The organism is Tsukamurella hominis (assembly GCF_965137015.1).
GTDB lineage: Bacteria > Actinomycetota > Actinomycetes > Mycobacteriales > Mycobacteriaceae > Tsukamurella > Tsukamurella hominis.
This window is the reverse complement of sequence record NZ_CBCRZG010000003.1, coordinates 226,816-249,337: the sequence shown is the minus strand read 5'-3', so window position 1 is coordinate 249,337 and position 22,522 is coordinate 226,816. Positions and strand designations below refer to the sequence as shown.

Genomic DNA, 22,522 nt, shown 5'->3' with positions numbered 1-22,522 from the left:
CCGGGTGCGCCCCTTTCTCGATCTCGGGAGGTTACTTCGCCTCGGACTCGGTCTTGATGTGCGAGAGCGTCTGCTTCATGCCGACCAGCAGGCCGCGCTCGAAGTCCTCGTTGCCGCCGAGGAGCGCGGCGATGAGGCCGCTGCTCAGCGCGGTGGTCTTGCCGTCCTTGGCCTCGCGGCGCTCGACGACGGTGGTCTTGTCGCCGTCGGGCACCAGGGTGAAGCTCCAGGTGGTGTGGTTCTCGGCCACGCGGAACGCGACGCGCTCGTTCGGCGTGAACTCGGTGACCTGGGTGTTGGTGGGCCAGACCTTCCAGCCCTGACGGTTGATGTTCAGCATGCGGGTGCCCACCTTGAGCGGGCCGCCGAAGACGAACACCTTCTTGCACTGCGGGCTGCGACGGCCCATCGCCTCGAGGTCGGACACGACCGACCAGACCTTCTCCACGGGCGCGTCGATCACGACGCTCGACTCCAGAACAGGGGTTGCCATGACCGGATCCTACCCACGAGTAGGAAGGGTCCGTCCAGCCCACGGCGAACGACCTTGCACTCGACCCTGCCGAGTGCTAGAAACGACTTAGCACTCGGATTACGTGAGTGCTAGGTCGAAGAGGTGAGACCGGGCCCTGTGCGCAACCCGCGCAGGTGACACGCCGGGTCGTCCGTCGCGGGCATCGAATCGACCTAGAAGACGTGTCCAAAGTAGGGCCGAACCGGCCCCTATCTGGAGGAATCACTTCGCAATGGCCAAGATCATCGCGTTCGACGAAGAGGCCCGCCGCGGTCTCGAGCGGGGCCTGAACGCCCTCGCCGACGCCGTCAAGGTGACGCTCGGCCCCAAGGGCCGCAACGTCGTGCTGGAGAAGAAGTGGGGCGCCCCCACGATCACCAACGACGGTGTTTCCATCGCCAAGGAGATCGAGCTCGAGGATCCCTACGAGAAGATCGGCGCCGAGCTCGTCAAGGAGGTCGCCAAGAAGACCGACGACGTCGCGGGCGACGGCACCACCACCGCCACCGTTCTGGCCCAGGCGCTCGTGCGCGAGGGCCTGCGCAACGTGGCCGCGGGCGCGAACCCGCTGGGCCTCAAGCGGGGCATCGAGAAGGCCGTCGAGGCCGTCACCGAGCACCTGCTGAAGGCCGCCAAGGAGGTCGAGACCAAGGAGCAGATCGCTGCTACCGCGGGCATCTCGGCCGGCGACCCCGCCATCGGTGAGCTCATCGCCGAGGCCATGGACAAGGTCGGCAAGGAAGGCGTCATCACCGTCGAGGAGAGCAACACCTTCGGTCTCCAGCTGGAGCTCACCGAGGGCATGCGCTTCGACAAGGGCTTCATCTCGGGCTACTTCGCCACCGACGCCGAGCGTCAGGAGGCCGTGCTCGAGGACGCCTACGTGCTGCTCGTCTCGGGCAAGATCTCGACCGTCAAGGACCTGCTGCCGCTGCTGGAGAAGGTCATCCAGTCGGGCAAGCCGCTCGCGATCATCGCCGAGGACGTCGAGGGCGAGGCCCTGTCGACGCTCATCGTCAACAAGATCCGCGGCACCTTCAAGTCGGTCGCCATCAAGGCCCCCGGCTTCGGCGATCGCCGCAAGGCGATGCTGCAGGACATGGCGATCCTCACCGGCGGCCAGGTCATCTCCGAGGAGATCGGTCTGTCGCTCGACACCGCCGGCCTCGAGGTCCTGGGCCAGGCGCGCCAGGTCGTCGTGACCAAGGACGAGACCACCATCGTCGACGGTGCCGGCTCCAAGGAGCAGATCGCGGGCCGCGTCTCGCAGATCCGCGCCGAGATCGAGAACAGCGACTCGGACTACGACCGCGAGAAGCTGCAGGAGCGCCTCGCGAAGCTGGCCGGCGGCGTCGCCGTCATCAAGGCCGGTGCCGCCACCGAGGTCGAGCTCAAGGAGCGCAAGCACCGCATCGAGGATGCCGTGCGCAACGCCAAGGCCGCCGTCGAGGAGGGCATCGTCGCCGGTGGTGGCGCTGCTCTCGCGCAGTCGGGCACCGTCTTCGACAGCCTCGCTCTCGAGGGTGACGAGGCCACCGGCGCGAACATCGTCAAGGTCGCGCTCGACGCCCCCGTCAAGCAGATCGCCGTCAACGCGGGCCTCGAGCCCGGCGTCGTCGCCGAGAAGGTCCGCAACTCGCCCGCCGGCACCGGCCTCAACGCCGCCACCGGTGTGTACGAGGACCTGCTGGCCGCCGGCATCAACGACCCGGTCAAGGTCACCCGCTCGGCGCTGCAGAACGCAGCCTCGATCGCGGCCCTGTTCCTCACCACCGAGGCCGTCGTCGCCGACAAGCCGGAGAAGGCCGGTGCCCCGGTCGATCCGACCGGCGGCATGGGCGGCATGGACTTCTAAGTCCTGCCACCCGGCTAGGGATTTCGGGCCCGGCATCCTCTCGACGATGGTGCCGGGCCCTCCCTTGTCGAAAGTCGAATCGTACGAGGCGGCGCGGCGGTATTCGCCGCGCCGGCCCGCAGGATTCGAGTTTCAGAACGATCTCCACCAACCACACCAAGCTCCGTCCGTGTTCAGAAAGGCGACGACGTGACCGCAGAGACCCTCCAGTTCCAGGCCGAGACCGATCAGCTGCTGTCGCTGATGATTCACTCCGTGTACTCGGAGAAGGACGTCTTCCTGCGCGAGCTGATCTCCAACGCCTCCGACGCGCTGGACAAGCTGCGGCTGGAGGCCTACCAGGACAAGGACCTCGAGGCCGACGCCTCCGACCTGCACATCGAGCTGCGCACCGACCCCGAGGCGCGCACGCTCACGATCGCCGACAACGGCATCGGCATGAGCCGCGCGGAGGTCGTCGACCTCATCGGCACCCTCGCCAAGTCCGGCACCGGGGAGCTCCGGCGCAAGCTCGAGGCCGCGAAGCAGGCCAAGGAGCAGGGCGCCTCCGCGGAGCTCATCGGCCAGTTCGGCATCGGCTTCTACTCGGCGTTCATGGTCGCCGACCGCGTGACCCTGGTGACCCGCAAGGCCGGCGAGGACACCGCCACCCGCTGGGAGTCCGAGGGCCACGGCACCTACACCGTCACGGACCTCACCGGCGACGACATCCCCGCGGGTCACGGCACCACCATCACGCTGCACCTGCGCGCCGCCGACGGTGACGAGAGCCTGCACGACTACACCTCCGAGCACGTGCTGCGCTCGGTCGTGCGCCGCTACAGCGACTTCATCGCCTTCCCGATCCGCCTGGTCTCCGCTGCGCCCGCCGGTACCGAGGACGGCGAAGACGAGTCCGAGGGCGCCGAGGCGAAGGGGCCGGAGACCCTCAACTCGATGCAGGCACTGTGGGCTCGCCCGAAGGAGGAGGTCTCCGACGAGGAGTACGCCGACTTCTACCGCCACGTCAGCCACGCCTTCGACGAGCCGCTGGAGACCATCTCGGTCCGCGCCGAGGGCACCTTCGAGTACCAGGCGCTGCTCTTCATCCCGACGATGCCGCCGTTCGACATGTTCTACCGCAACACCAAGTCGGGCCCCGCGCTGTACGTCAAGCGCGTCTTCATCATGGACCACTGCGAGGCTCTGCTGCCGCCGTACCTGCGCTTCGTCGCCGGTGTCGTGGACGCGCAGGACCTGTCGCTCAACGTCTCCCGCGAGATCCTGCAGAACGACCGGCACCTGGTCATGATTCGCAAGCGGCTTGTCAAGCGGGTCCTGCAGACGGTCACCGCGCTCCGCGAGAACGAGCGGGAGAAGTACGACACCTTCTGGTCGGCGTTCGGCGCGGTCTTCAAGGAGGGCCTGCTCGACGACCAGGACAACCGCGAAACCCTGCTCAAGGCATCGTCGTTCGAGTCGACGTTCAGCGAGACCGGCACCACCGGCCTCGCCGAGTACGTCGCCCGCATGCCCGAGGGACAGGACGTCATCTACTACGCGGCCGGCGATTCCCGCGCCCGCCTGGAGGCCTCGCCGCACCTGGAGGCCTTCGCCGCCAAGGGCTTCGAGGTCCTGCTCCTCACCGATCAGGTCGACGAGCTGTGGACGCCGGGCGCCGAGTTCGACGGTAAGCGGTTCGTCTCGATCGCCAAGGGCGAGGCCGACCTCGGCGACGACGCCCCGCAGGCCGAGGGCTTCGAGCAGCTGACGGAGTGGCTGGCGACGACCCTCGACGAGGACGTCGCGGGCGTGCGCCTCACCTCGCGCCTCACCACCTCGGCGGCCTGCCTCGTCGGCGGGGAGTTCGACCTCACGCCGCAGTTGGAGCAGATGTACCGGGCGAGCGGGCAGGAGGTGCCGCGCACGCGCCGCACCCTGGAGCTGAACCCCGAGAACGAGCTCGTGAAGAGCCTCCGCGACCGCGTCGCCGCCGCGGAGGCGCCCTCCGAAGACGAGGCGCTCAAGGACGCCGCTGAGATCCTCTACGGCACGGCGCTTCTCGCGGAGGGCGGCTCGGTCGCAGACCCTGCCGCTTTCGCCGCGGTCCTCGCCCGCCAGCTCGGCCGCAGCCTCGGCTGAGAGACCGGGCGGGCCGCAGCGCCCCGTCCTCGACGGTGCGCTGCGGCCTTCAGCCCGGTACAAGGATCACGAAAGGTGTTCCTGGCACTCTGTCCTCGACGCGCCGGTCGGCGCCGAGGACGAAGGGAGTGGATGTGACGGTGCCAGCGGTACCTGCGCAGGGGTGGATCCGTCTGATCTCCCGGCCCGGTGATTCGGCGATGCCGGGGATCGCTTACGAGAGTGGCGTCGATCTCGAAGTCTTCGTCGACAGCATCGCCCGGATGTCGAGCTGGGGTGAGTCGATCCTTCCCGTCTCGGCGGGCGACCACACGCTCAACGTTCAGGTGAACGGATACGTGTCGCAGCACCTCGGTCCCGTGCGCACGATCCGGTTCGGCACCGCGAACCTGCCGATCCGTGTAGGGGCCGGGCAGACCGTCACCGTCTACTACGCCGCCCCGAACGGACCGAGAACTCCGGGACGGCTCAGCTTCACGCCTCCGCCTCCGGCACCGGCCAACAGGTACAGGATGGCGCAGGTCGTGGGCTGGTGGATCCTCGCCGGCGTCGTGCTTCTCACGTTCGTCGTCATCGCGTATCTCGCTGCAACCAAGTCCTGACCGTCCCGCTATTGGCGTACCGTCGGAACCATGGACTCAGCCGCTGCACGGGACCTGCTGATCGACGCGTTCGCCCGGATCCGCGAGCACGTGGAGGACGTCACCGAGGGCCTCGACCCCGACATCGCGAACAGGCGGATCGTGCCGGACGCCAACACGATCACGTGGCTGGTGTGGCACAGCGCCCGGGTGATCGACGCCCAGCTCGCGCCGATCGCCGGCGTCCCGGAGGTCTGGACCGCGAACGACTGGTACGGCCGGTTCGGCCTCGACCTGCCGCCGGAGTCGACGGGGTACGGCCACACCCGTGCCGAGGCGGCCGAGGTGCACGGCAGCGATGCGCTGCTCATCGGCTACTTCCGCGACGTCGATGCCATGGCGACCCGCTACCTCGACGGCGTCACGCCGGACGAGCTGGCCCGCGTGATCGACGAGGCCTGGGACCCGCCGGTCACCGTCGCGGTGCGGCTGGTGAGCATCGTCGACGACTGCGCCCAGCATCTCGGCGCCGCCGCCTATCTCAAGGGCGCACTGCAGGACTGATGCCGAAGGCGCGCACCGAGTGCAGCGCCAGCTCGACGTACACGCGGCGCTCGTCGATGGGATGCCCCAGCACCTGCTCCACCTGGCGGATCCGGTAGCGCACGGTGTTCGGGTGCAGCATCAGGGCCGCGCCGGCGGCGCGCGCGTCGCCACCGGCGCCGAGGTAGGCGAGCGCCGTCTCGCGGAGCCGCGCCGCGGCCGCGGTGTCCTCGGTGAGGGCGCCCAGCTCGCGCTCCACCAGCGTCGACGGCCCGTCCGGCCCCGCGATGCCGTGCGCGAGGCAGGCGAGCTCCACGTCCCGGTAGGCCACGACGCCGCGCCCCGTCCGCCGCGCGACGGTCAGCGCCGCCGCAGATTCCGCGTGGCTGCGGCGGAAGCCGTCGAGCCCGGGATGCGCGGTGCCGAGCGCGCAGCACACCGTCGGCGGCAGGTCGAGAGCGCCGGGTACGCCCGATCCCGCGCTCCAGCAGCGCAGCGAGCGCGCGCCGATCCGCTGCGCCAGGCGGTGTTCGCCGCCGACCGCCCGATGCACGGCCGTCGCGGCGCGCTCGAGGAGCCGCTGCACGTCGGCGTCGGCCACGGCCTCGTCCACCCACAGCGTGTAGGCGATGTGCGCCGCCGCGACGGGGTAGTTCAGGGCGGCGGTCGCCTCCGCGGGATCGACGTCCTGCCCGGCCAGCACCGCGTCGACGGTGGCGGCCTGCCGCGCCAGGGCGCCCCGCTGCCACTGCTCGCGCTCGGCGACGAAGGTCCCGATCATCTCCTCGATCGAGGCGTCGAGCCACTGGGTCACGCGCGGCCAGAAGTGCAGCAGCACCTGCGAGCGCACCTCGGCGTCGGCGATCTCGGCGGCGGCGCGCGCGGTGAAGAGGTCCCACGCCGCGTTCTGTCCCACCCGGTACACCGCGAGCAGCACGCGCAGCTCGAAGCCGCGCCGCGCCATGGTCCGCGCGAGATCGCGCGTCTCCTCGCCGGGGTGCACGACGATGGATTCACGGGTGGCGTTGCCGAGGACGCCGCGCCAGTGCGCCCGGGTGCTGGCGTCCAGCTCGGTGCGCAGGAGCGGCTCGTCCATCTCCGGCAGCGCCGCGACGATCGCGTCGTCGACCTCGCCGACCATGGCGTCGAGGGCCTGCTCGTTCTCGCCCGCCCGCGCGAACTCCGCGAGCCACTCCCGGGCCGGCGGCGTCAGCCCTGCCACGACGGCCCGTTTTGTTCCGGCGGACAAATGTGGTCGCGAACCTTGCTCATGACGCCAAGACTATGACGCGCATCACAGCGAGTATTGGAACTCCCGAACAATGCCGCAATCCCAGGGAGCACCGAGATGACCTTCGCCTTCGATCCTCGCCAGCGCGCCGCACTCACCGCCGTCGTCGACACCTTCGTCGCGTCGGTGCCCCGCGACGACGACCCGTCCGGCTTCTGGGCGGTCAAGGGCAGTGACCTCATGGTCGACGCCGCCGTGGAGGAGTACCTGCTCGGGCACATGTCCGACGAGCAGCTCGTGGGCCTGGCCGGGCTACTCGATGCCGCCGCGGACGCGGGACTGGCCGAGGGGGAGCAGGGTGCGCGCGAGGCGATCGTCGCGGGCCTGGCGGCGTCCGGACCGGAGGCGGGCCTGGCGATCGCGAGCCTGTGCCAGCTGTCCACGATGATCGCCTACGGCCTCATGGACGAGCAGGGCCGTAACCCGCTGTGGGCGGGCATGGGCTATCCGGGACCGGTCTCCGCGCCGCCGGCGACGCCCAAGACCATCACCGCGATCACCCCGGCCGCGGACGAGACCCTCGCCGCGGACGTGGTGATCGTCGGGAGCGGCAGCGGCGGCGGGGTCGCCGCGGCGATCCTGGCCCAGGCCGGTAAGAGGGTGATCGTGGTCGAGGGCGGAAGCTACCGCAACGAAGCGGATTTCGTGCAGAACGAGCTGTTCGCCTACCAGACGCTGTTCCTGCGCGGCGGCTTCTTCCCGTCCGCCGACGGCATGGTCATGCTGGCCGCGGGCGGCACCGTCGGCGGCGGCAGCACCGTCAACTGGTCCAACTCGCTCAAGACGCCCGAGACCGTCCGCAAGGAGTGGGCCGGCGCGGGTCTCGACGATGCCCTCGGCCCGGAGTTCGACGAGCACCTGGACGCGGTCTTCACCCGCATGGGCTGCAACGAGGACGTCGCGCTGCAGAACGGTCCCCACGAGCGGCTGTCCGACGGTGCCGCCGGGCTCGGCTACGCCTACAAGAAGGTCGATCTCAACGTGAACCCCGACCGGTTCGACCCGGTGCGCAGCGCGTACAGCGGCATGGGCGACCAGACCGGAGCCAAGAACGGCGCCCTGCGCACCTTCCTGCAGGACGCGTCCGACGCGGGCGCCCGGCTGCTGCCGAACACCCGCGTGCGGCGGATCACCACGGCCGACGGCGCCGCCACCGGCGTCGAGGCGACGTACACCGACCCGGCGACCGGCGCGCAGACCGCCGTCCGGATCGACGCGCCCACCGTCGTCGTCTCCGCCGGCAGCCTGGAATCGCCCGCGCTCCTGCTCCGCTCGGGGCTCGGCGGCCCGGCCGTCGGCACGACGCTGCGGCTGCACCCCGCCACCCTGGTGAGCGGCATCTACGACGAGCCGCAGGACCCGTGGCACGGCCCGGCCATGGCGGGCGTGATGACCGAGTTCGCCGACGCCGATTCGGGGTACGGCTTCCTCGTCGAGTGCGTGCAGCACCTGCCGGGCCTGTTCACCAGCGTCGTGCCCTGGCTGGGCGGCGCCGCGCACAAGGAGCTGACCGCGCAGTACCGTAACCGCGCCGACTGGGTCGTGCTGGTCAAGGACCGTGGCGTCGGCTCCGTGACCATCGACGCGGACGGCGAGGCCGTGCACGCCTACCCGTTCGACGACGAGTTGGACCGCAAGCACTTCCGGGAGGGCATCACCGCCTCGATCCGGATGCAGGAGGCCGCCGGCGCGCGCCAGATCTACGTGGCCGGACAGCGCTTCGCGCCGTGGACCCGCGGCGACGACCTCGACGCCTTCATCACGCAGGTGAACGAGATTCCGATCGGACCCGGCGGCACCCCGGTGTTCAGCGCGCACCAGATGTGCAGCGCACCGCTCGGCGCGGATCCCGCAACCTCCGTGGCGAATCCGTCGGGCGAGCTGCACGACACCCGCGGCGTGTGGATCGCCGACGCCAGCGGCATGCCCACCTGCTCCGGCGTGAACCCGATGATCACCACGATGGCGCTCGCGCGCCGCACCGCGACCAACCTCCTGGCCGCCGGCGCCTGACCTGCGTACAGAAACCGGCCCTCAGCTCGTGCTCGACGGAAATACTTCCGCGCGACCGAGCTGAGGGCCGGTTTCGGTGGCGTGGCGGCTACAGGTCGGCGACCTGCGGCAGCACCTCGGCGCCGATCCACTCGACGTGGTCGAGGTCGCTCTGGTCGAGCACCTGCAGGTACACCCGCGAGGCGCCGGCCTCGGCGAAGGTGCCCAGCTTGTCGACGATCTCGCCGGCGGAGCCGGTGAGGCCGTTCTCCCGCAGCTCGGGCAGCTCGCGGCCGATGGTCGCGGCCCGGCGCGCGACGGTGGCCTCGTCGGAACCGCCGCACACCACCTGCGCGGCGGACTTGATGATCGACTGCGGGTCGCGCCCCGCGGCGACGGCGGCGGCGTCCACCCGGGCCCACACCGCGGCGGCCTCGGCGACGGGCACGAAAGGCGTGTTGTACTCATCGGCGAAGCGCGCGGCCAGGGCGGCGCTGCGCTTCTTGCCGGCGCCGCCGAGCACGATCGGCACGTGCTTCTGCGCGGGCTTGGGCAGCGCGGGGGAGTCGGTGAGCGAGAAGTGCTCGCCGCGGAAGGTGTAGGGACCCTGCGCCTCCCACAGGCCGGTCACGATCTCGAGGGTCTCCTCGAAGCGGTCGAAGCGCTCCTTCACATCGGGGAAGGGGATCGCGTACGCGGCGTGCTCCTCCGCGAACCAGCCGGCGCCCAGGCCCAGCTCCACGCGCCCGCCCGACATCTCGTCGACCTGCGCGACCGAGATCGCCAGCGGTCCGGGGAACCGGAACGTGGCGGAGGTGACCAGCGTGCCGAGGCGGATGGTGGAGGTCTCGCGGCCGATCGCGCCGAGGGTGATCCACGAATCGGTGGGGCCGGGCGCCCCGTCGACGTTCATCGCCACGTAGTGGTCCGAGCGGAAGAAGGCCCCGAATCCGGCCTCCTCCGCGGTCCGCGCGACGGCGAGCTGGTCGGCGTAGGTGGCTCCCTGCTGGGGTTCGACGAAGATGCGTAGCTCCATGGAAGACCACTGTGCCACTACAGCCGAGGGCGCGTGCGATCGAAGGGGGCTTGTACCAGCCGGATGTCGCTGTGCCGCTCGAGGTCGCGCCGCTCGTACCGCGCGTCGAGTCGATGCCCGTCGACGGTGCCGGACAGCCGCAGCCCGTCGGGCACCGTCGTGACCTGCAGATCGACGGGTGCGGCGCCGGCGCCCCGGCGCACGGTGAACCGGTCGCCGTCGGCGCGCAGCCCCCAGGCGGTGACGGCGCCGTCGGGAGTCTGGGTGACCAGGCTGTCCTGCGCCGATCCCTTCGCCGGACGGTCCGCGGTGCCGCGCAGGGTGATCGCGATCGACGTCCAGACGGGGCCCGCGTCACCGGCGGCGAGGGCGGGCGCGCCGTCGACCGTGAGGGCCGTGGCCCGCCAGACCCCGTCGCGCGGGTCGCGCGGGGTGTTCATCGTGCCGACCCGCGCCAGGTTCCCGGCGACGGTGACGGCGATGAGGACCACCGCGAGGACGGCCGCCACGACGGTCCCGGTCCGTCGCGCGGGCGACGATGGGGCGGGCAACACGGCGCGCAGCAGCCCACGGCGGAACGGGAACACCAGCACGAGCGCGATCACCAGGAGCTCGGCGGCGAGCAGCTTGACCGGCACGTCGTAGAACAGGTTGAGGAGCACGATCTGCGTCAGGGCGACCATCGAGAGCAGTGCCCCGGCGAGACGGGTGCGGGGAACGATCAGCAGCAGGCCGGCGGTGAGCTCGATCGCGCCGGTGACCACCGTGTAGGGCGTCGAGGCGGCCATGTACCCCCAGAGCAGGGAGAAAGGCTCGGTATCGCCGACGGCCTGCAGCTGGTAGGCAGGCAGGTTCATGTGGCCCATCTGCGCCGGGATCACCTTGGCCAGCCCGTAGAGCAGCATCGCGACCGCGAGCACGGCGCAGGCGATCGCGCGGAGCACGCGGGCGGCGCGATCGACGCCCGCCTCTCCCCGCGCGCCGGACCGCACGGCGAGCGCGCCCCAGATCAGGCCCGCCACGACGCCGATCACGAGTGCACCCGCGTGGAACTGCCAGGCCCAGGCGAGATCGCTGCCGGTGGCCACGTCGACGGGCGCCGGATCGGTGCCCGTGACCAGTGCTCCGACGGTGCCGACGGCCCGCCAGACCGGCGCGAACACCGACGCGGCCGAGACCGCGGCGAAGATCTGGGAGAGGAGGACGGCGGCGGTGAACAGGACGAGGACGAGGCCGGCGACGGCGAGCGCCACGGTGCGGGCGACCGTGCGGGCGGGGGAGGCTGTGTCTACGCGTGTCATGCCTTCACGGTACCGACCACTTTGGTTACCCTAACCTCATGACCGAATCGGGGTGGGTGTCTATCGCACCGCCGCATGTGCTTTGATAAGCCTGTCCTAAATATTCCGAGAAAGGGCTTCTTCATGGCCAAGCACGTGCGATACCTCGTCGCCATCCTGTGCGCCGTCGGGCTGGTCGCCGGGTGCGGGGGCGGCTCGACCGACTCCGGTACCGAGGCGTCCGCGACGCGCACCGTCAGCACGGTGAAGGGCGACGTGACCATCCCGGTCAAGCCGAAGCGCGTCGTGCTGCTGAACTACAACCTCGCGGGCTACCTGTACGACCTGGGTCTCCCCGTGACCGCCATGGTCACCGAGTACACCGACCGCGACCCCGCGAAGGCGCAGCCCTTCGACGCGTGGAAGGACGACTTCACCAAGGCCGGCACGAAGTTCATGCAGTGGCCGGCCGGCGGCTACGACCTCGAGGCGATCGCCGCGGAGAAGCCCGACCTCATCGTCGGCGGGGGCCTCGGCTTCCCGTTCAAGCAGACCAACGACGCGTACGACCGGCTCAAGGCCATCGCCCCGACGCTCGTGGTCGACAACAAGCTGGAGAGCTGGAACCAGCAGTTCGAGTTCCTCGCCAAGGCCTTCGACCAGCCGCAGGTCTACCAGGACGCCGTGAAGAAGTACGACGACCGCGTCGCGCAGGTGAAGGCCGGCATCACGCCGCCCCCCGGCCCCGTGGCCTTCCTCTCGATGACCGCGCAGGGCAAGGCCTACGGCCTGATCGAGAACCGCGGCGTGCCCGCGGAGTTCGCCAAGCTCGGCATCGAGCCCGCGCCGATCTTCGCGAGCGGCAAGTTCAAGCCGTACACCGCCGGTGGCGACTCCTACGAGATCACCCCGGAGCAGCTGCCCAGCACGGTGACGCAGCCCTCGATCTTCATCGTGGGCTTCAGCGGGCAGACCTTCGACGCGAATTCCCTGCGCTCGCAGCCGGTCTACGCCTCGCTCCCGGCCTTCACCGCGAACCGGGCCTTCGACCTGCCCTACTGGGTGCAGCGTCCCGACTTCGACAAGGCCATGGCGACGCTCGACGTCGTCGAGAAGATGTTCAAGAAGTAACGGCTCCACCCGCTCCACAACGCGACAGCCGCGGCCCGGACGTCACTCCGGCCGCGGCTGTTCGCGTTCCGCTCCCCGAGGTCAGTCCGGGAGCACCTGCACCATCGCCTCCTGGGTCACCGTGGCGACCAGCTCGCCGTCCGCGTAGAAGTGTCCGGTCGTCAGTCCCCGCCCGCCGCGCGCGACGGGGGAGTCCACGACCAGGAGGTGGAACGCGTCGAACCGGGTGTGCCGGTGGAACCACAGCGACTGGTTCAGCGTCGCCGCCCCCACCCGGTCGTAGCCCCAGGACAGGCCGTGCCGGGCGATGATCGGGTCCTGCACGGTGAGGTCGGACGCCCACGCCAGGGCGGCGTCGTGGAGCACCTGATCGCCGGGCAGCGTGCCGTCGGCGCGCATCCACACCAGGTTCCTGCTGTCAGCGCCGTCGGCGCCCCGCTTGTCCCACACCGGCTCCGACGCGAACCGCATGTCGATGGGGTGGGAGGCGTCGACGAGGGCGCGCAACGCCGATTCGTGCCCGGCGAACCGCTCCGCCATCGTCGGGAGGGCCGACGGCTCGCCGGCCTCCGGCGCGGGATCGGTGTGCTCCAGCGGGTTCGAGGCGTCCGCCTGGTAGGCGAGCGTCATGACCGCCAGGATCCGTCCGTCCTGTTCGACGGTGACCTGCCGGTTCGCCGCGCCTCGGCTGTCGCGCAGGCGGGTCACGCGATAGGTGAGATCCTCCGTGACCGTGCCGAGTTCGACGAAGTGGGTGTGCGCCGCGTGCAGCGGCAGGGCCGCGGTGGAGAGCGTCGCGGCCGAGGCCACGATCGCCTGCGCCAGGATCTGGCCGCCGAAGGTGTGCACGCCGACCTTCGCCGGATGCCGCCCGGTGAAGACGTCCGGAGCGTCGGTCCCGTCCAGCCGTAGGACGTCGAGGAACTGCTCGAAGTCGCTGCCCGACGGTGCGTCCGGCGCCGCGGAGGCGACTGCGCGCGCCGCGATCCCGGCGACGGAGCGTCCTTCCAGGACGTCGCGCGCGCTGACCTCGAAGCCGCGGCGCCGGGCGCGGGAGACCACCTGCAGCGAGATCAGCGAATCGCCGCCCAGCTCGGTGAAGTCGTCGGCGAGGCGCACCTCGTCGCCCAGCAGCTCGCGGAACACGGCGAGCAGCGCGGCCTCGGCTGCGGTCGCGGGCTCCCGGTCGGGGCCGCCGTCGGCCCGCGTCGCGGGCTCCGGCAGCGCGTCCCGGTCCAGCTTCCCGGTGGGGCCCAGGGGGAGCCGGTCCAGCACGACGTAGGCCGCGGGCACCGTGTGCGCCGGCAGCTCCGCGCCGAGGGCGGTCCGGATCGCGTCCGGATCGGGCTGCGCGCCGTCGTTGCGCACGAGGTAGCCGACGAGCCGGTCGTCGCGCACCAGCACGGCCGCGGCGCGCACGCCGGGCTGCCGCGCGAGCGCGGTCTCGATCTCGCCGAGCTCGATCCGCAGGCCGCGGATCTTCACCTGGTGGTCGGCGCGGCCGTGGAAGGAGAGGGTGCCGTCCGCCCGCCACGCCACGAGGTCGCCCGTGCGGTACATCCGGGATCCGGGCTCTCCGAAGGGGTTCGCCACGAAGGTCGCCGCGGTGAGGTCCGGGCGGTGCAGGTAGCCCTGGGCCAGCGAGTCGCCCGCGAGGTACAGCTCGCCGAGCACGCCCGTCCCCACCGGGTTGAGCCCCTCGTCGAGCACGTAGCAGGGCAGGTTCGGGTCGGGCCGGCCGATGGGCAGGGGGCCCGGGTCGTCTGGCTCGTACCGCCACGTGACGGCGTTGATCGTCGCCTCGGTCGGGCCGTAGCAGTTGAACAGGGCGCGCCGGCCCCGCCCCCAGTGGTCCGCGAGCTCCGGGTCGAGGCGCTCGGCGCCCACCATGAAGATCACCGACGGGTCGACCTCGGCGTGGTCCGGCATCGCCGCCAGGAAGGAGGGCAGCAGGTTGATCACCGAGACCCGTTGCCGTTCGATGTACTCCAGCAACTCGTCTCCCGGCACGCGGACGGCGTCCGGAGCGATGACGGACGTGGCGCCCGCCATGAGCGGACCCAGCACCTGCAGCACGGAGATGTCGAAGCTGGGCGAGCCGGTCTGCAGCACCCGCTCGTCCGGACGGAAGCCGAGCACCTCGACCACGAAGGCCATGAGGTCGGGGAGGCCGCGGTGGCTCACCGCGACGCCCTTCGGTCGGCCCGTGGTGCCGGAGGTGTAGATGATGTACGCCAGGGCGTCCGGCGTGAGGCCCTCCCGCGCGTGCGCCGGATCGGTCGCCTCGCCGGCGACGTCCCACGGGTCCACCGCGCGCACGGGCACCCCGTCGGGCACGGACGCCGTGGTCGCCTCCGGGATCGCGCCGCACGTCAGCACGGCCGACGGTGCCGCGTCCTCCAGGAGGAACTGCAGCCGCGCCGCGGGATACGAGGGATCGAGCGGCAGGTACACCGCGCCGGCCTTGAGGACGCCGAAGACCGCGACGTACCAGGGCAGCCCGCGCTCGGCGAACACCGCGACGACGTCCTGCTGCCGCACCCCGTCGGCCAGCAGGCGGTGGGCGATCCGGTTCGCGGCCTCGTCCAGCTCGCGGTAGGTCAGCTGCTCGTCGTCGCAGACCACGGCGGGGTGGTCGGGCGTCGCGGCGACGTGCGCGCCGAACTCCTCGAGCAGCGGCCCGTACGCGCCGCGCAGGGGCACGTCGCCCAGCGCCAGCATCGCGGCCCGCTCGTCGGCCGGCAGCGTGCCGATCGCCCCGACCGGGGTGTCCGGCGCGGCGACGACGGCGCGCAGCACGGCGGTGAGCCACCGGCCGTAGGCGCGCACGGTGTCCTCGGCGAGCACGTCGGTGCGGTAGCCCAGGCCCAGGGTCAGGCGCTCGCCGGGCAGGACGACCACGGTGAGCGGATAGTGGGTGGCGTCCGTGATGTCGACGCCCGTGAGGTCGAGGCCGGGCTCGACCGGCTGCACGCTGCGGTCGGAGAGCGGGAAGTTCTCGGTGACGACCATCGTGTCGAAGAGATCGCCGAGCCCTGCGGCGCGGGTGATCTCGACGAGGCCGAGGTGATGGTGATCGGAGAGCGCGAGGGCGCGGCGGTGCACGTCGGCGAGGACCTCGCCGACCGGCTGCTCCGGCGTGGCCCGCACGCGGATCGCGATGGACTCGCCGAGTTGACCGACCATCGTGCCCACGTCGGGCACTTCCACCGGCCGGCCCGAGACGGGGCAGCCGAAGACCACGTCGCGGCGGCCGGTCAGCCGGCCCAGGAGCAGGCCCCACGCGGTGTGCAGCACGCTGGTCAGCGTGACGCCGCGGGTGCGCGCCAGCTCGGCGAGGCCGCGCGTCAGGTCGTCGTCGAGCTCGACCAGGATCCGCTCGGGTGCCGCTTCTGTCGCGCCGGAACCGGTCGGAGCCAGGAGGGTCGGCGCCTCCAGCCCCGCCAGCTCCTCGGCCCACGCCGCGCGGGCGGCGCGAACGTTCCGGTCCGCGCGCCAGCGGTAGTAGCCGTCGAGCGGCGCCGAGGCCGGTGCCGCCGGCCCGCCGCCCAGCTCTGCGTAGATCGCGAGCAGGGTGCGGCCCGCGATCGGCATGGACCAGCCGTCGAGCAACGAATGGTGGTTGGTCAGGGCCAGACGGTACCTGTCGGTGCCGGTGCGGCACAGCAGGAACCGGATCAGCGGTGCCGTCGACGGATCGAAGCGGCGGGCCTGCTCGGCCGCGGCGACGGCGGCGAACGCCGCCGCCGGATCCGGGCGGTCACTCACGTCGACGAAGGTGAAGTCGGGGAGCGCCGTCTCCGGGATCACCTGCACCACGTCGGACGAGGCGGTGTAAGCCAGCCGGGTGCGCAGCGAGGGCACACGACGCAGCAGTTCCGCCGCCGCGGCCGCCATCCGGTCGAGATCGACGGGACCGTCGAGGTAGGTCGCGGCCTGCACCGTGTAGACGTCGGGCTCGCCCTCGGCCAACACCTGCGAGTGGTACGCGAGGCCCACCTGCAATGCCGTGGCGGGGAGCACGTCGGCGATCGGGCCGTCCTGCTCCAGGAGGTCGATGTCGGCCTGGTCCAGCGTCACGAGCGGCAGGTCCGACGGGGTCAGGCCGCCACCGTCGGGCCCGATCCGCTCGGCGTGCGCGGCCAGCGCGGCCAGGGCCTCGGCCCAGCACGCCTGCAGCTCCGCGACCGTCGCCGCGTCGAGCACGCCGCCCGCCGCGGTCCACTCGACGGTGAGCCCGTCGGCACCGTCGAAGCAGTTGATCGCGAGCACCTGTTCGACCGCCTTCGCGGCGGGGTCGAGCACCGCGAAGGGGGTTTCGCCGGGCAGCCGCCAGCCGTCGTCGGGCGCGGCGAACCGGCCGAGGTAGTTGAAGACCACGTCGGGTGCCGCCCCCAGCGGCTCGGCCTCGGCGTCGAGGTGCCGGAGCACGCCGTAGCCGATGCCGTGTCCGGGGACGCCGCGGCGGGCCTCCTTGACGGCGCGCACGATCCGCCCGGCCGCGTCGCCGCCGGCGAGCGCCTCATCGAGCTCCGCGTCGTCGAACGGGACGGGGAGGCGGACGGGGTGTTCCACGGTGAACCAGCCGACGGTCCGCGCGAGATCGGCGGAGGGCAGCACCTGTTCGCGGCCGTGTCCCTCGACGGTGACCGTCGCGGCTCCCCGCGGGGCGAGGCCGGCGCGGCGTCGGCGCAGTCGGAGGGCCAGGGCGAGCGCGGCGAGGAGCGTCTCCTCCGCGTTGGCGCGGTACGCCCGCGTCAGGGCGTCGGTGACGGCGGCGGCGAGGGCGGCGGCCGTGCGGGTGTGCGTGGTCGTGGTGGTGCCGACCCGGTCGACGGCGGGATCGAGCAGCCGCGCGCCGAGCCGTTCGGCGTCGGCGAGCGTCGCCCGCCAGTGCTCGAGTTCGCCGCGGTACGTGCCGCTCTCGCCCCGCTCGGCGAGGGCGAGCGCGTGTGCGCGCCAGGGCGTCGCCTCGGCGCGCAGCGCGGGCGCTCGGCCCGCGGCGGCGTCCCGGTGCGCCTGCGGCAGGTCCTGCAGGAGCACGCGCCAGGAGACTCCGTCGACGGCGAGGTGGTGGATCACCAGGACCAGCCGGTCCGGGGCGCCGTCGGCGCGCACGATCCGCGCGCGGAGCACGGCGCCGGCGGCGGGGTCCAGGCCGACGGCGAGCTCGGCGGCCGCGTCCTCGACGGTGTCGGTGCCTTCGGAGACCTCGATCTCCGGGGCGGCCTCGTCGATCGTGAGCGTCGTGCGGCCCGAGATCCGCAGCCGCAGCGCGGGATGCGCGGCGACGACGGCCTCCAGGGCGGTCCGCACGGACTCGGCGGTGGCGCCGGCGGGCAGCTCGGGGGCGATCCACTGCGCGTAGCCCGCGATGTCCCGCGAGCCCGGGTTGAGATCCAGCAGCGCGGCGACGATCGGCGGCGCGGGGAACTCGCCCTCGGCGGGGATCGCGGGGCCCTCGTCCTGCGCGCCGGTCTCGGCGGCGCCGGCGGCGAGCGTCGCGAAGCTGCTGCCGGAGAGGAAGTCCCGGGGCCGCACGTCGAGCCCCGCGGCCCGGAGCTCGCTGCACACCGTGATGGCGCTGATGCTGTCGCCGCCCAGGCCGAAGAAGTCGTCGTCGACGCTCACCTCGGGGACGTCGAACGCGGCGGCGACCACCGCGCAGAGCAGCCGCTCGCGGTCGGTCCGCGGGGCGCGGCCGGCGGTCTGTACGGCGGGCGCGGGCAGGGCGGCGCGGTCGAGCTTGCCGTTGATCGTCACCGGCAGCTCGTCCAGCACGACGATCGCGGAGGGAACCATGTGTTCCGGCACCGCTTCGCCGAGTGCGGCGCGGACGCCGTCCGCCGTCACGGCCCCGGTCACATAGCCCACCAGGCGATCCCGGCCGGCGTCGGTGCGCACCACGGCGGCGGCGCTGGTCACCCCCGCCACCGCGGCGAGCGCGGTCTCCACCTCGGCCAGCTCGATCCGGTAGCCGCGGATCTTCACCTGGCCGTCGCCGCGGCCCAGGTACTCGTAGCCGCCGTCGCCGGCCCACCGCACGCGGTCGCCGGTGCGGTACATGCGCGAGCCGGGTTCGCCGAAGGGGTCCGCGACGAACCGCTCGGCGGTCGCCGCGGGCAGGTTCAGGTAGCCGCGCGCCAGGTGCGGGCCGGCGAGGTACAGCTCGCCGATCTCGCCGTCGCGGACCGGCTGCAGCGCACCGTCGAGCGCGTACGCGGCGGTGCCGGGCACGGCCCGGCCGATGACGGGCGTCTCCCCGGCCACGACCGCGGCGGTGGCGTCCACGGCCGCCTCGGTGGGGCCGTAGACGTTCACCGCGGGCACGCCCGCGGCCGCGATCCGGCGCCACAGCGCAGGCCCGGTCGCCTCGCCGCCCAGGATCAGCAGGGTGGGGCGGTGCTCGCCGTCGAGCAGCCCGCCGTCGATGAGCGGCGCCGCCATCGACGGGGTGGTGTCCACGACGTCGATCCGGTCGGCGCGGTACGCGGCCAGCAGGGCGTCGGCGTCCCGCGCGGTCTCCGTCGAGTACAGGTGCAGCGCATGGCCGCTCAGCAGCCACAGCAGCTGGTCGAGCGAGGCGTCGAAGGAGAACGAATAGGTGTGCGCGCTGCGCAGGCGGCGCTCGGCGTCGCGGGCCGTCGCGAGATCGGCCAGCGTCGCGCGGTGGTGCCGCAGCAGGCTCGTGAGCCCGCCGACCCGCGCGGCGACGCCCTTCGGGCGACCGGTGGAACCCGAGGTGTGGATGACGTAGGCGAGGTGGTCCGGGTGCCGCGGCGCGGCGAGCTCCGACTCGCTGAGCGGAGCGCCGGACAGGGCGTCGAGCCGGGCCCCGACGGACGGATCGTCGAGGTGGAGCGACGGGACGTCGTCGGGCGCAGCGGAACCAGCGGCGCCGACCAGGAGCACGGGCCGCGAGTCCGCGACCAGCTCCGCGTGTCGCGCGGCGGGGTGCGCCGGGTCGAGGTACTGGTAGGCGGCGCCCGCGTCGAGGACCGCGAGGATCGCGACCACGAGGTCGACGCCGCGGGGCAGTGCCAGGGCGACCACGTCGTCGGCGCCCGCGCCCTCGGCGCGGAGCAGCCGCGCGGTGCGGTGCACGCGGTCGTCGAGCTCGCCGAAGGTCAGTCGCTCGTCGCCGTGGACCAGGGCGAGGGCCGCGGGGTCGCGGCGGGCCTGTGCGTCGAGCGCGGCCGAGACGTCCTGCGCGGGATGGGTGGATTCCGGTGTGCGAGAACGATCGATCAGGGCGTCGCGCAGGCCCGCAGGCAGCAGCTCGACCTGGCCCAGCGCGGGCGCGGCGCGGGACGAGAGCCGGGTGATCAGGGTGGTCACCGCGTCGAGCCGGCCCTGCACCTGCTCCTGTGTCGCGGCGCGCGCGTCCACCTCGAAGCCCAGCAGCAGCCCACCGGAGGACGTGGGGATCACGCTGAGCCCGTAGTCCTCCGGCGGGCCGCCGGCGACGTTGCGCATCGTGCCCTCGGAACCCGCGAAGTCGAGGGTGAGGTCGAAGGCTTTGAGGTTGATGCCGCGCCCGTGCAGCAGGGCGCCGACGTTCGGCGCGCCCAGGTCGCGGGGGAGGTCCTCGCCGCGGTAGCGCTGATGGGCGCGCATGCGCCGCATGGCCTCCGCGACGCGGGCGCTCAGGTCCGTCAGACGGTCCTCGGCGCGCACCGGCAGGCGCAGGGGGAGCACGTTCACCGCCATCGCGGGGGTGCGCAGGGCGACACCACCGCTGCGGCACATGAGCGGCATGGCGAAGACCACGTCGGACTCGCCGAGCGTGCGGTGCAGGAAGGCGGCGTAGCACGCGATGAGTGCCTCGCCCCACGTGGTGCCGGACTCGTCGGCGACCCGGCGCAGGGCGTCGAAGACCTCGGCGGGCAGCTCGGTCCGGGCGGCGAGGACCTCGCCCGCGGGGCCGTCGACGCCGGGGCGATCCGGAAGTTCGGGCAGGGGCGTCAGTTCGTCGCGCCAGTAGGCGCGGTCGGCCTCGTGGCGCTCGCTCGCGCGGTACTCCTGATCGGCGGCGACGAAGTCGGCGAAGGAGCCGAACGGGGATTTCGGCGGCTCGGCCCCGGTCACGAGCGCGGTGTAGTGCGCGGCGACGCGGCGCGAGAGCATCGCGGCCGAGTAGCCGTCGAAGACCAGATGGTGCCCCAACTGGGTGTACCAGACCTCGGTGTCCGACAGGCGCAGGATGCGGAAGGCGAAGAGGTCGCGGTCCGTCATCCCCGCGCATTCCGCCGCGAGGTGGGCGCGCTCGGCGACGACGGCCGCCTCGGCCGCGGACCGCGGGTCCGGCTCACCGCGCAGGTCGACGACGTCGGGCGCCGGGGAGGCCGCGGCGTCGATCCACTGCCGCGGGCCGTCCGGGGTCTCGACCACGCGCAGGCGCAGGCTGCCCGCCTCGGCGACGGTGCGCGCGATCGCGGCGCGCAGGGCGTCGAGGTCGACCCTGCGGTCGCCGGCGATCTCCAGCACGTCGCCCACCACGTAGTACGGCGAATCGGGTTCCAGCCGTTGCGCGTTCCAGATCCCGTGCTGGGCCGCGGTGAGCGGCAGCAGGGTCGGTGCGTCGGTGCCGGCCGGAGCCGGGGTGGGGGCGGCCTCTGCAAGGGTCACGTCGGGTGCTCCTGGGCGGTGATCAGCTGGCGGGGGTCGGCGCGTCGTGGGCGGAGGTCCGTCCACGCGGCCTCGATGTGGCTCCGGCAGTCCTCGCGTGAGGAGGGTCCGAACTCGACGGTCCAGCCCGCGGGGACCTCGGCGAAGCGCGGCCACAGCGAGCGCTGGTCGAGGGCGTTGCGCAGCACGAGGAAGCCGGCGTCCGGCTCGTCGAACGGGTTCATGCGCCGACCACGAGCTGCTGCCAGTGGGCGAGCTCCGGCTGCTCCGCGAGGTCGGGGAACTCGAGCTCGGCGGCGCCCGCGTCGCGCCAGCGCTGGATCAGCGTCATGACCCGCACCGAGTCCAGGCCCAGGTCGAAGAGGTTGTCGTCGTCCGCGATCGAGTGTGCGGGCACCTGCAGCAGCTCGGCGACGTCGGCGCGCACGCGGTCTGCGGTCAGCGGGGAGGTGGACATATCGGAAACCGTCTCCTTGGGGTAATCTGCGGTGCGGTCAGGTAGGTAAGCCTACACTTGCTGATGAGGTGTCTCGCCCGCCGGACCATGCCGCCGTCCCGTTCGCCGCGGAGCGTGCCCGATCCGCGCCGCGGCCCGACCCGCCCGGAGTGACCCATGAAGTGGAACGATTTCGTCCTGACCCTCACCTCGACCTCGCAGGTCGCGGAGAACCTGCTGCGACTCGAGTTCGAGGTGGGCGGCGGTACCGCCGGGGGCTACGTCCCCATCGCGCCCGGGGACGAGTCCATCGCCTTCTACTTCTCGCCGGACGGCACGGAGCTGACCGCCCGACCGTCGGACGATCCCGGTGCGCTCGGCGGCTGGGAGATCGCCGATCCCGAGCGCAGCCTCGGCCACCGGAACTACTCGGTGCGCGCCTACGATCCCGCGACCCGCCGCATGCTCGTCGACGTGGCCGAGCACGGCCACGGGCCCGCCATCGACTGGTTCCGCGCCGCCCGGCCGGGCTGGCGGCTCCTGGCCGCCGGGCCCCGCTCCTGGTACGACCCCGCGGCGGACGCCTCGCGGCACGTCCTCGCGGGCGACCTCGCGGCGCTGCCCGCGCTCGCCCGGATCCTGGAGGAGACTCCGGGCGACGTCGAGGTCACGGTGATCGCCGAGGTCCTCGACCGCAGCGAGATCGCCTACCTCCCCGAGCGTCCCGGCACGGAGATCATCGAGCTGATCGGCACCGGGAACGGAGCCGCGCCGAGTCGCCTGCCGGAGGCACTGCGCACCGTCGACCTGCCGACCGACGGATACCTCTGGCTCGCCGGGGAGGCGGCGGACACCCGCGCCGCGAAGAAGCACGTGCGCGGACTCGGCTGGGCGCGCGACCGTGCCGACGTCGTCGGGTACTGGCGCCACGACGCCGAGGCGTGGACCAAGCGCTTCGAGGCCGCGGGGGAGGAGAAGCTGCGCGCCGTCTTCGCCGACGCCCTCGCCGCGGGCAAGTCCCGCGACGAGGCGACGGACCTCTATGAGCAGGCCCTCGAGGCCGCGGGGCTGTAGCGCGGTGGCGCCGCCGGACGGCGCCGCCCGGCGGCGCGGC

14 protein-coding genes are annotated in these 22,522 nt (G+C 72.5%); 7 read left to right on the top strand and 7 right to left on the bottom strand.

From position 1 onward, the window contains the following. Window positions 1-31: 31 nt before the first annotated feature. Window positions 32-493: an SRPBCC family protein gene (locus ACM9LD_RS05925; protein WP_224645237.1), complete on the bottom strand. Its 462-nt coding sequence runs from the start codon at window positions 491-493 to the stop codon at window positions 32-34. 253 nt (window positions 494-746) lie between these two features. Between ACM9LD_RS05925 and groL the strand changes: the two genes are divergently transcribed. The 4 genes from groL to ACM9LD_RS05905 all read left to right on the top strand — a co-directional run bounded on the left by groL (window position 747) and on the right by ACM9LD_RS05905 (window position 5,635). After that, window positions 747-2,369 carry a chaperonin GroEL gene (gene groL / locus ACM9LD_RS05920; protein WP_224645236.1) on the top strand — a complete coding sequence of 541 codons (1,623 nt, stop codon included), beginning with the start codon at window positions 747-749 and terminating at the stop codon, window positions 2,367-2,369. A gap of 189 nt (window positions 2,370-2,558) precedes the next feature. Then, a complete protein-coding gene (gene htpG, locus ACM9LD_RS05915) occupies window positions 2,559-4,490 on the top strand; it encodes a molecular chaperone HtpG (RefSeq protein WP_415675816.1) in 1,932 nt (643 codons plus the stop codon). 128 nt (window positions 4,491-4,618) lie between these two features. After that, window positions 4,619-5,092 carry a hypothetical protein gene (locus ACM9LD_RS05910; protein ID WP_415675815.1) on the top strand — a complete coding sequence of 158 codons (474 nt, stop codon included), beginning with the start codon at window positions 4,619-4,621 and terminating at the stop codon, window positions 5,090-5,092. Between the two features lie 30 nt (window positions 5,093-5,122). Beyond that, window positions 5,123-5,635 (top strand): mycothiol transferase, encoded by a 513-nt coding sequence (locus tag ACM9LD_RS05905; protein ID WP_415675814.1) that lies wholly within the window; start codon window positions 5,123-5,125, stop codon window positions 5,633-5,635. Here ACM9LD_RS05905 and ACM9LD_RS05900 read toward each other — a convergent pair. After that, the gene (locus ACM9LD_RS05900; protein WP_415675813.1) at window positions 5,613-6,836 is read right to left on the bottom strand and encodes a PucR family transcriptional regulator; all 1,224 of its coding nucleotides are present in this window, start codon (window positions 6,834-6,836) and stop codon (window positions 5,613-5,615) included. The two genes, ACM9LD_RS05905 and ACM9LD_RS05900, sit on opposite strands and share 23 nt — an antisense overlap. A gap of 126 nt (window positions 6,837-6,962) precedes the next feature. On the opposite strand from ACM9LD_RS05900, the gene ACM9LD_RS05895 reads away from it, so the two are divergent. Further along, window positions 6,963-8,918 carry a GMC family oxidoreductase N-terminal domain-containing protein gene (locus ACM9LD_RS05895; protein ID WP_415675812.1) on the top strand — a complete coding sequence of 652 codons (1,956 nt, stop codon included), beginning with the start codon at window positions 6,963-6,965 and terminating at the stop codon, window positions 8,916-8,918. 88 nt (window positions 8,919-9,006) lie between these two features. Here the strand turns inward: ACM9LD_RS05895 and ACM9LD_RS05890 are convergent, their stop codons facing one another. Beyond that, a complete protein-coding gene (locus tag ACM9LD_RS05890) occupies window positions 9,007-9,933 on the bottom strand; it encodes an LLM class F420-dependent oxidoreductase (protein ID WP_415675811.1) in 927 nt (308 codons plus the stop codon). A 17-nt stretch (window positions 9,934-9,950) separates the two neighbouring features. Continuing rightward, on the bottom strand, window positions 9,951-11,234 hold the full coding sequence (locus tag ACM9LD_RS05885) for a hypothetical protein (protein ID WP_415675810.1): 1,284 nt from the start codon (window positions 11,232-11,234) through the stop codon (window positions 9,951-9,953). 123 nt (window positions 11,235-11,357) lie between these two features. Here ACM9LD_RS05885 and ACM9LD_RS05880 point away from each other — a divergent pair, with 123 nt between their 5' ends. Continuing rightward, window positions 11,358-12,344, top strand: a complete 987-nt coding sequence (locus tag ACM9LD_RS05880; protein WP_415675809.1) for a Fe2+-enterobactin ABC transporter substrate-binding protein — start codon at window positions 11,358-11,360, stop codon at window positions 12,342-12,344. An 81-nt stretch (window positions 12,345-12,425) separates the two neighbouring features. Here ACM9LD_RS05880 and ACM9LD_RS05875 read toward each other — a convergent pair whose 3' ends face one another. From ACM9LD_RS05875 to ACM9LD_RS05865, 3 genes are read right to left on the bottom strand one after another with little or no spacing between them, the layout of a single operon-like run. After that, window positions 12,426-20,972 carry an amino acid adenylation domain-containing protein gene (locus tag ACM9LD_RS05875; protein WP_415675808.1) on the bottom strand — a complete coding sequence of 2,849 codons (8,547 nt, stop codon included), beginning with the start codon at window positions 20,970-20,972 and terminating at the stop codon, window positions 12,426-12,428. Beyond that, a complete protein-coding gene (locus ACM9LD_RS05870; RefSeq protein WP_415675807.1) occupies window positions 20,969-21,196 on the bottom strand; it encodes an MbtH family protein in 228 nt (75 codons plus the stop codon). Before ACM9LD_RS05870 ends, ACM9LD_RS05875 begins: the two co-directional genes overlap by 4 nt. Next, complete coding sequence (locus tag ACM9LD_RS05865) at window positions 21,193-21,429, bottom strand: phosphopantetheine-binding protein (RefSeq protein WP_415675806.1); 237 nt, start codon at window positions 21,427-21,429, stop codon at window positions 21,193-21,195. Before ACM9LD_RS05865 ends, ACM9LD_RS05870 begins: the two co-directional genes overlap by 4 nt. Window positions 21,430-21,585: 156 nt before the next feature. Here ACM9LD_RS05865 and ACM9LD_RS05860 point away from each other — a divergent pair, with 156 nt between their 5' ends. Further along, the gene (locus tag ACM9LD_RS05860; protein WP_415675805.1) at window positions 21,586-22,482 is read left to right on the top strand and encodes a siderophore-interacting protein; all 897 of its coding nucleotides are present in this window, start codon (window positions 21,586-21,588) and stop codon (window positions 22,480-22,482) included. The last annotated feature ends 40 nt before the right edge of the window (window positions 22,483-22,522 follow it).

Coding starts and splice junctions, on each gene's coding strand:
- ACM9LD_RS05860 (WP_415675805.1), top strand. CDS start 21,586: ATGAAGTGGAACGATTTCGTCCTGACCCTCACCTCGACCTCGCAGGTC.
- ACM9LD_RS05880 (WP_415675809.1), top strand. CDS start 11,358: ATGGCCAAGCACGTGCGATACCTCGTCGCCATCCTGTGCGCCGTCGGG.
- ACM9LD_RS05895 (WP_415675812.1), top strand. CDS start 6,963: ATGACCTTCGCCTTCGATCCTCGCCAGCGCGCCGCACTCACCGCCGTC.
- ACM9LD_RS05925 (WP_224645237.1), bottom strand. CDS start 493: ATGGCAACCCCTGTTCTGGAGTCGAGCGTCGTGATCGACGCGCCCGTG.
- ACM9LD_RS05885 (WP_415675810.1), bottom strand. CDS start 11,234: ATGACACGCGTAGACACAGCCTCCCCCGCCCGCACGGTCGCCCGCACC.
- ACM9LD_RS05865 (WP_415675806.1), bottom strand. CDS start 21,429: ATGTCCACCTCCCCGCTGACCGCAGACCGCGTGCGCGCCGACGTCGCC.
- ACM9LD_RS05870 (WP_415675807.1), bottom strand. CDS start 21,196: ATGAACCCGTTCGACGAGCCGGACGCCGGCTTCCTCGTGCTGCGCAAC.
- ACM9LD_RS05905 (WP_415675814.1), top strand. CDS start 5,123: ATGGACTCAGCCGCTGCACGGGACCTGCTGATCGACGCGTTCGCCCGG.
- groL (WP_224645236.1), top strand. CDS start 747: ATGGCCAAGATCATCGCGTTCGACGAAGAGGCCCGCCGCGGTCTCGAG.
- ACM9LD_RS05890 (WP_415675811.1), bottom strand. CDS start 9,933: ATGGAGCTACGCATCTTCGTCGAACCCCAGCAGGGAGCCACCTACGCC.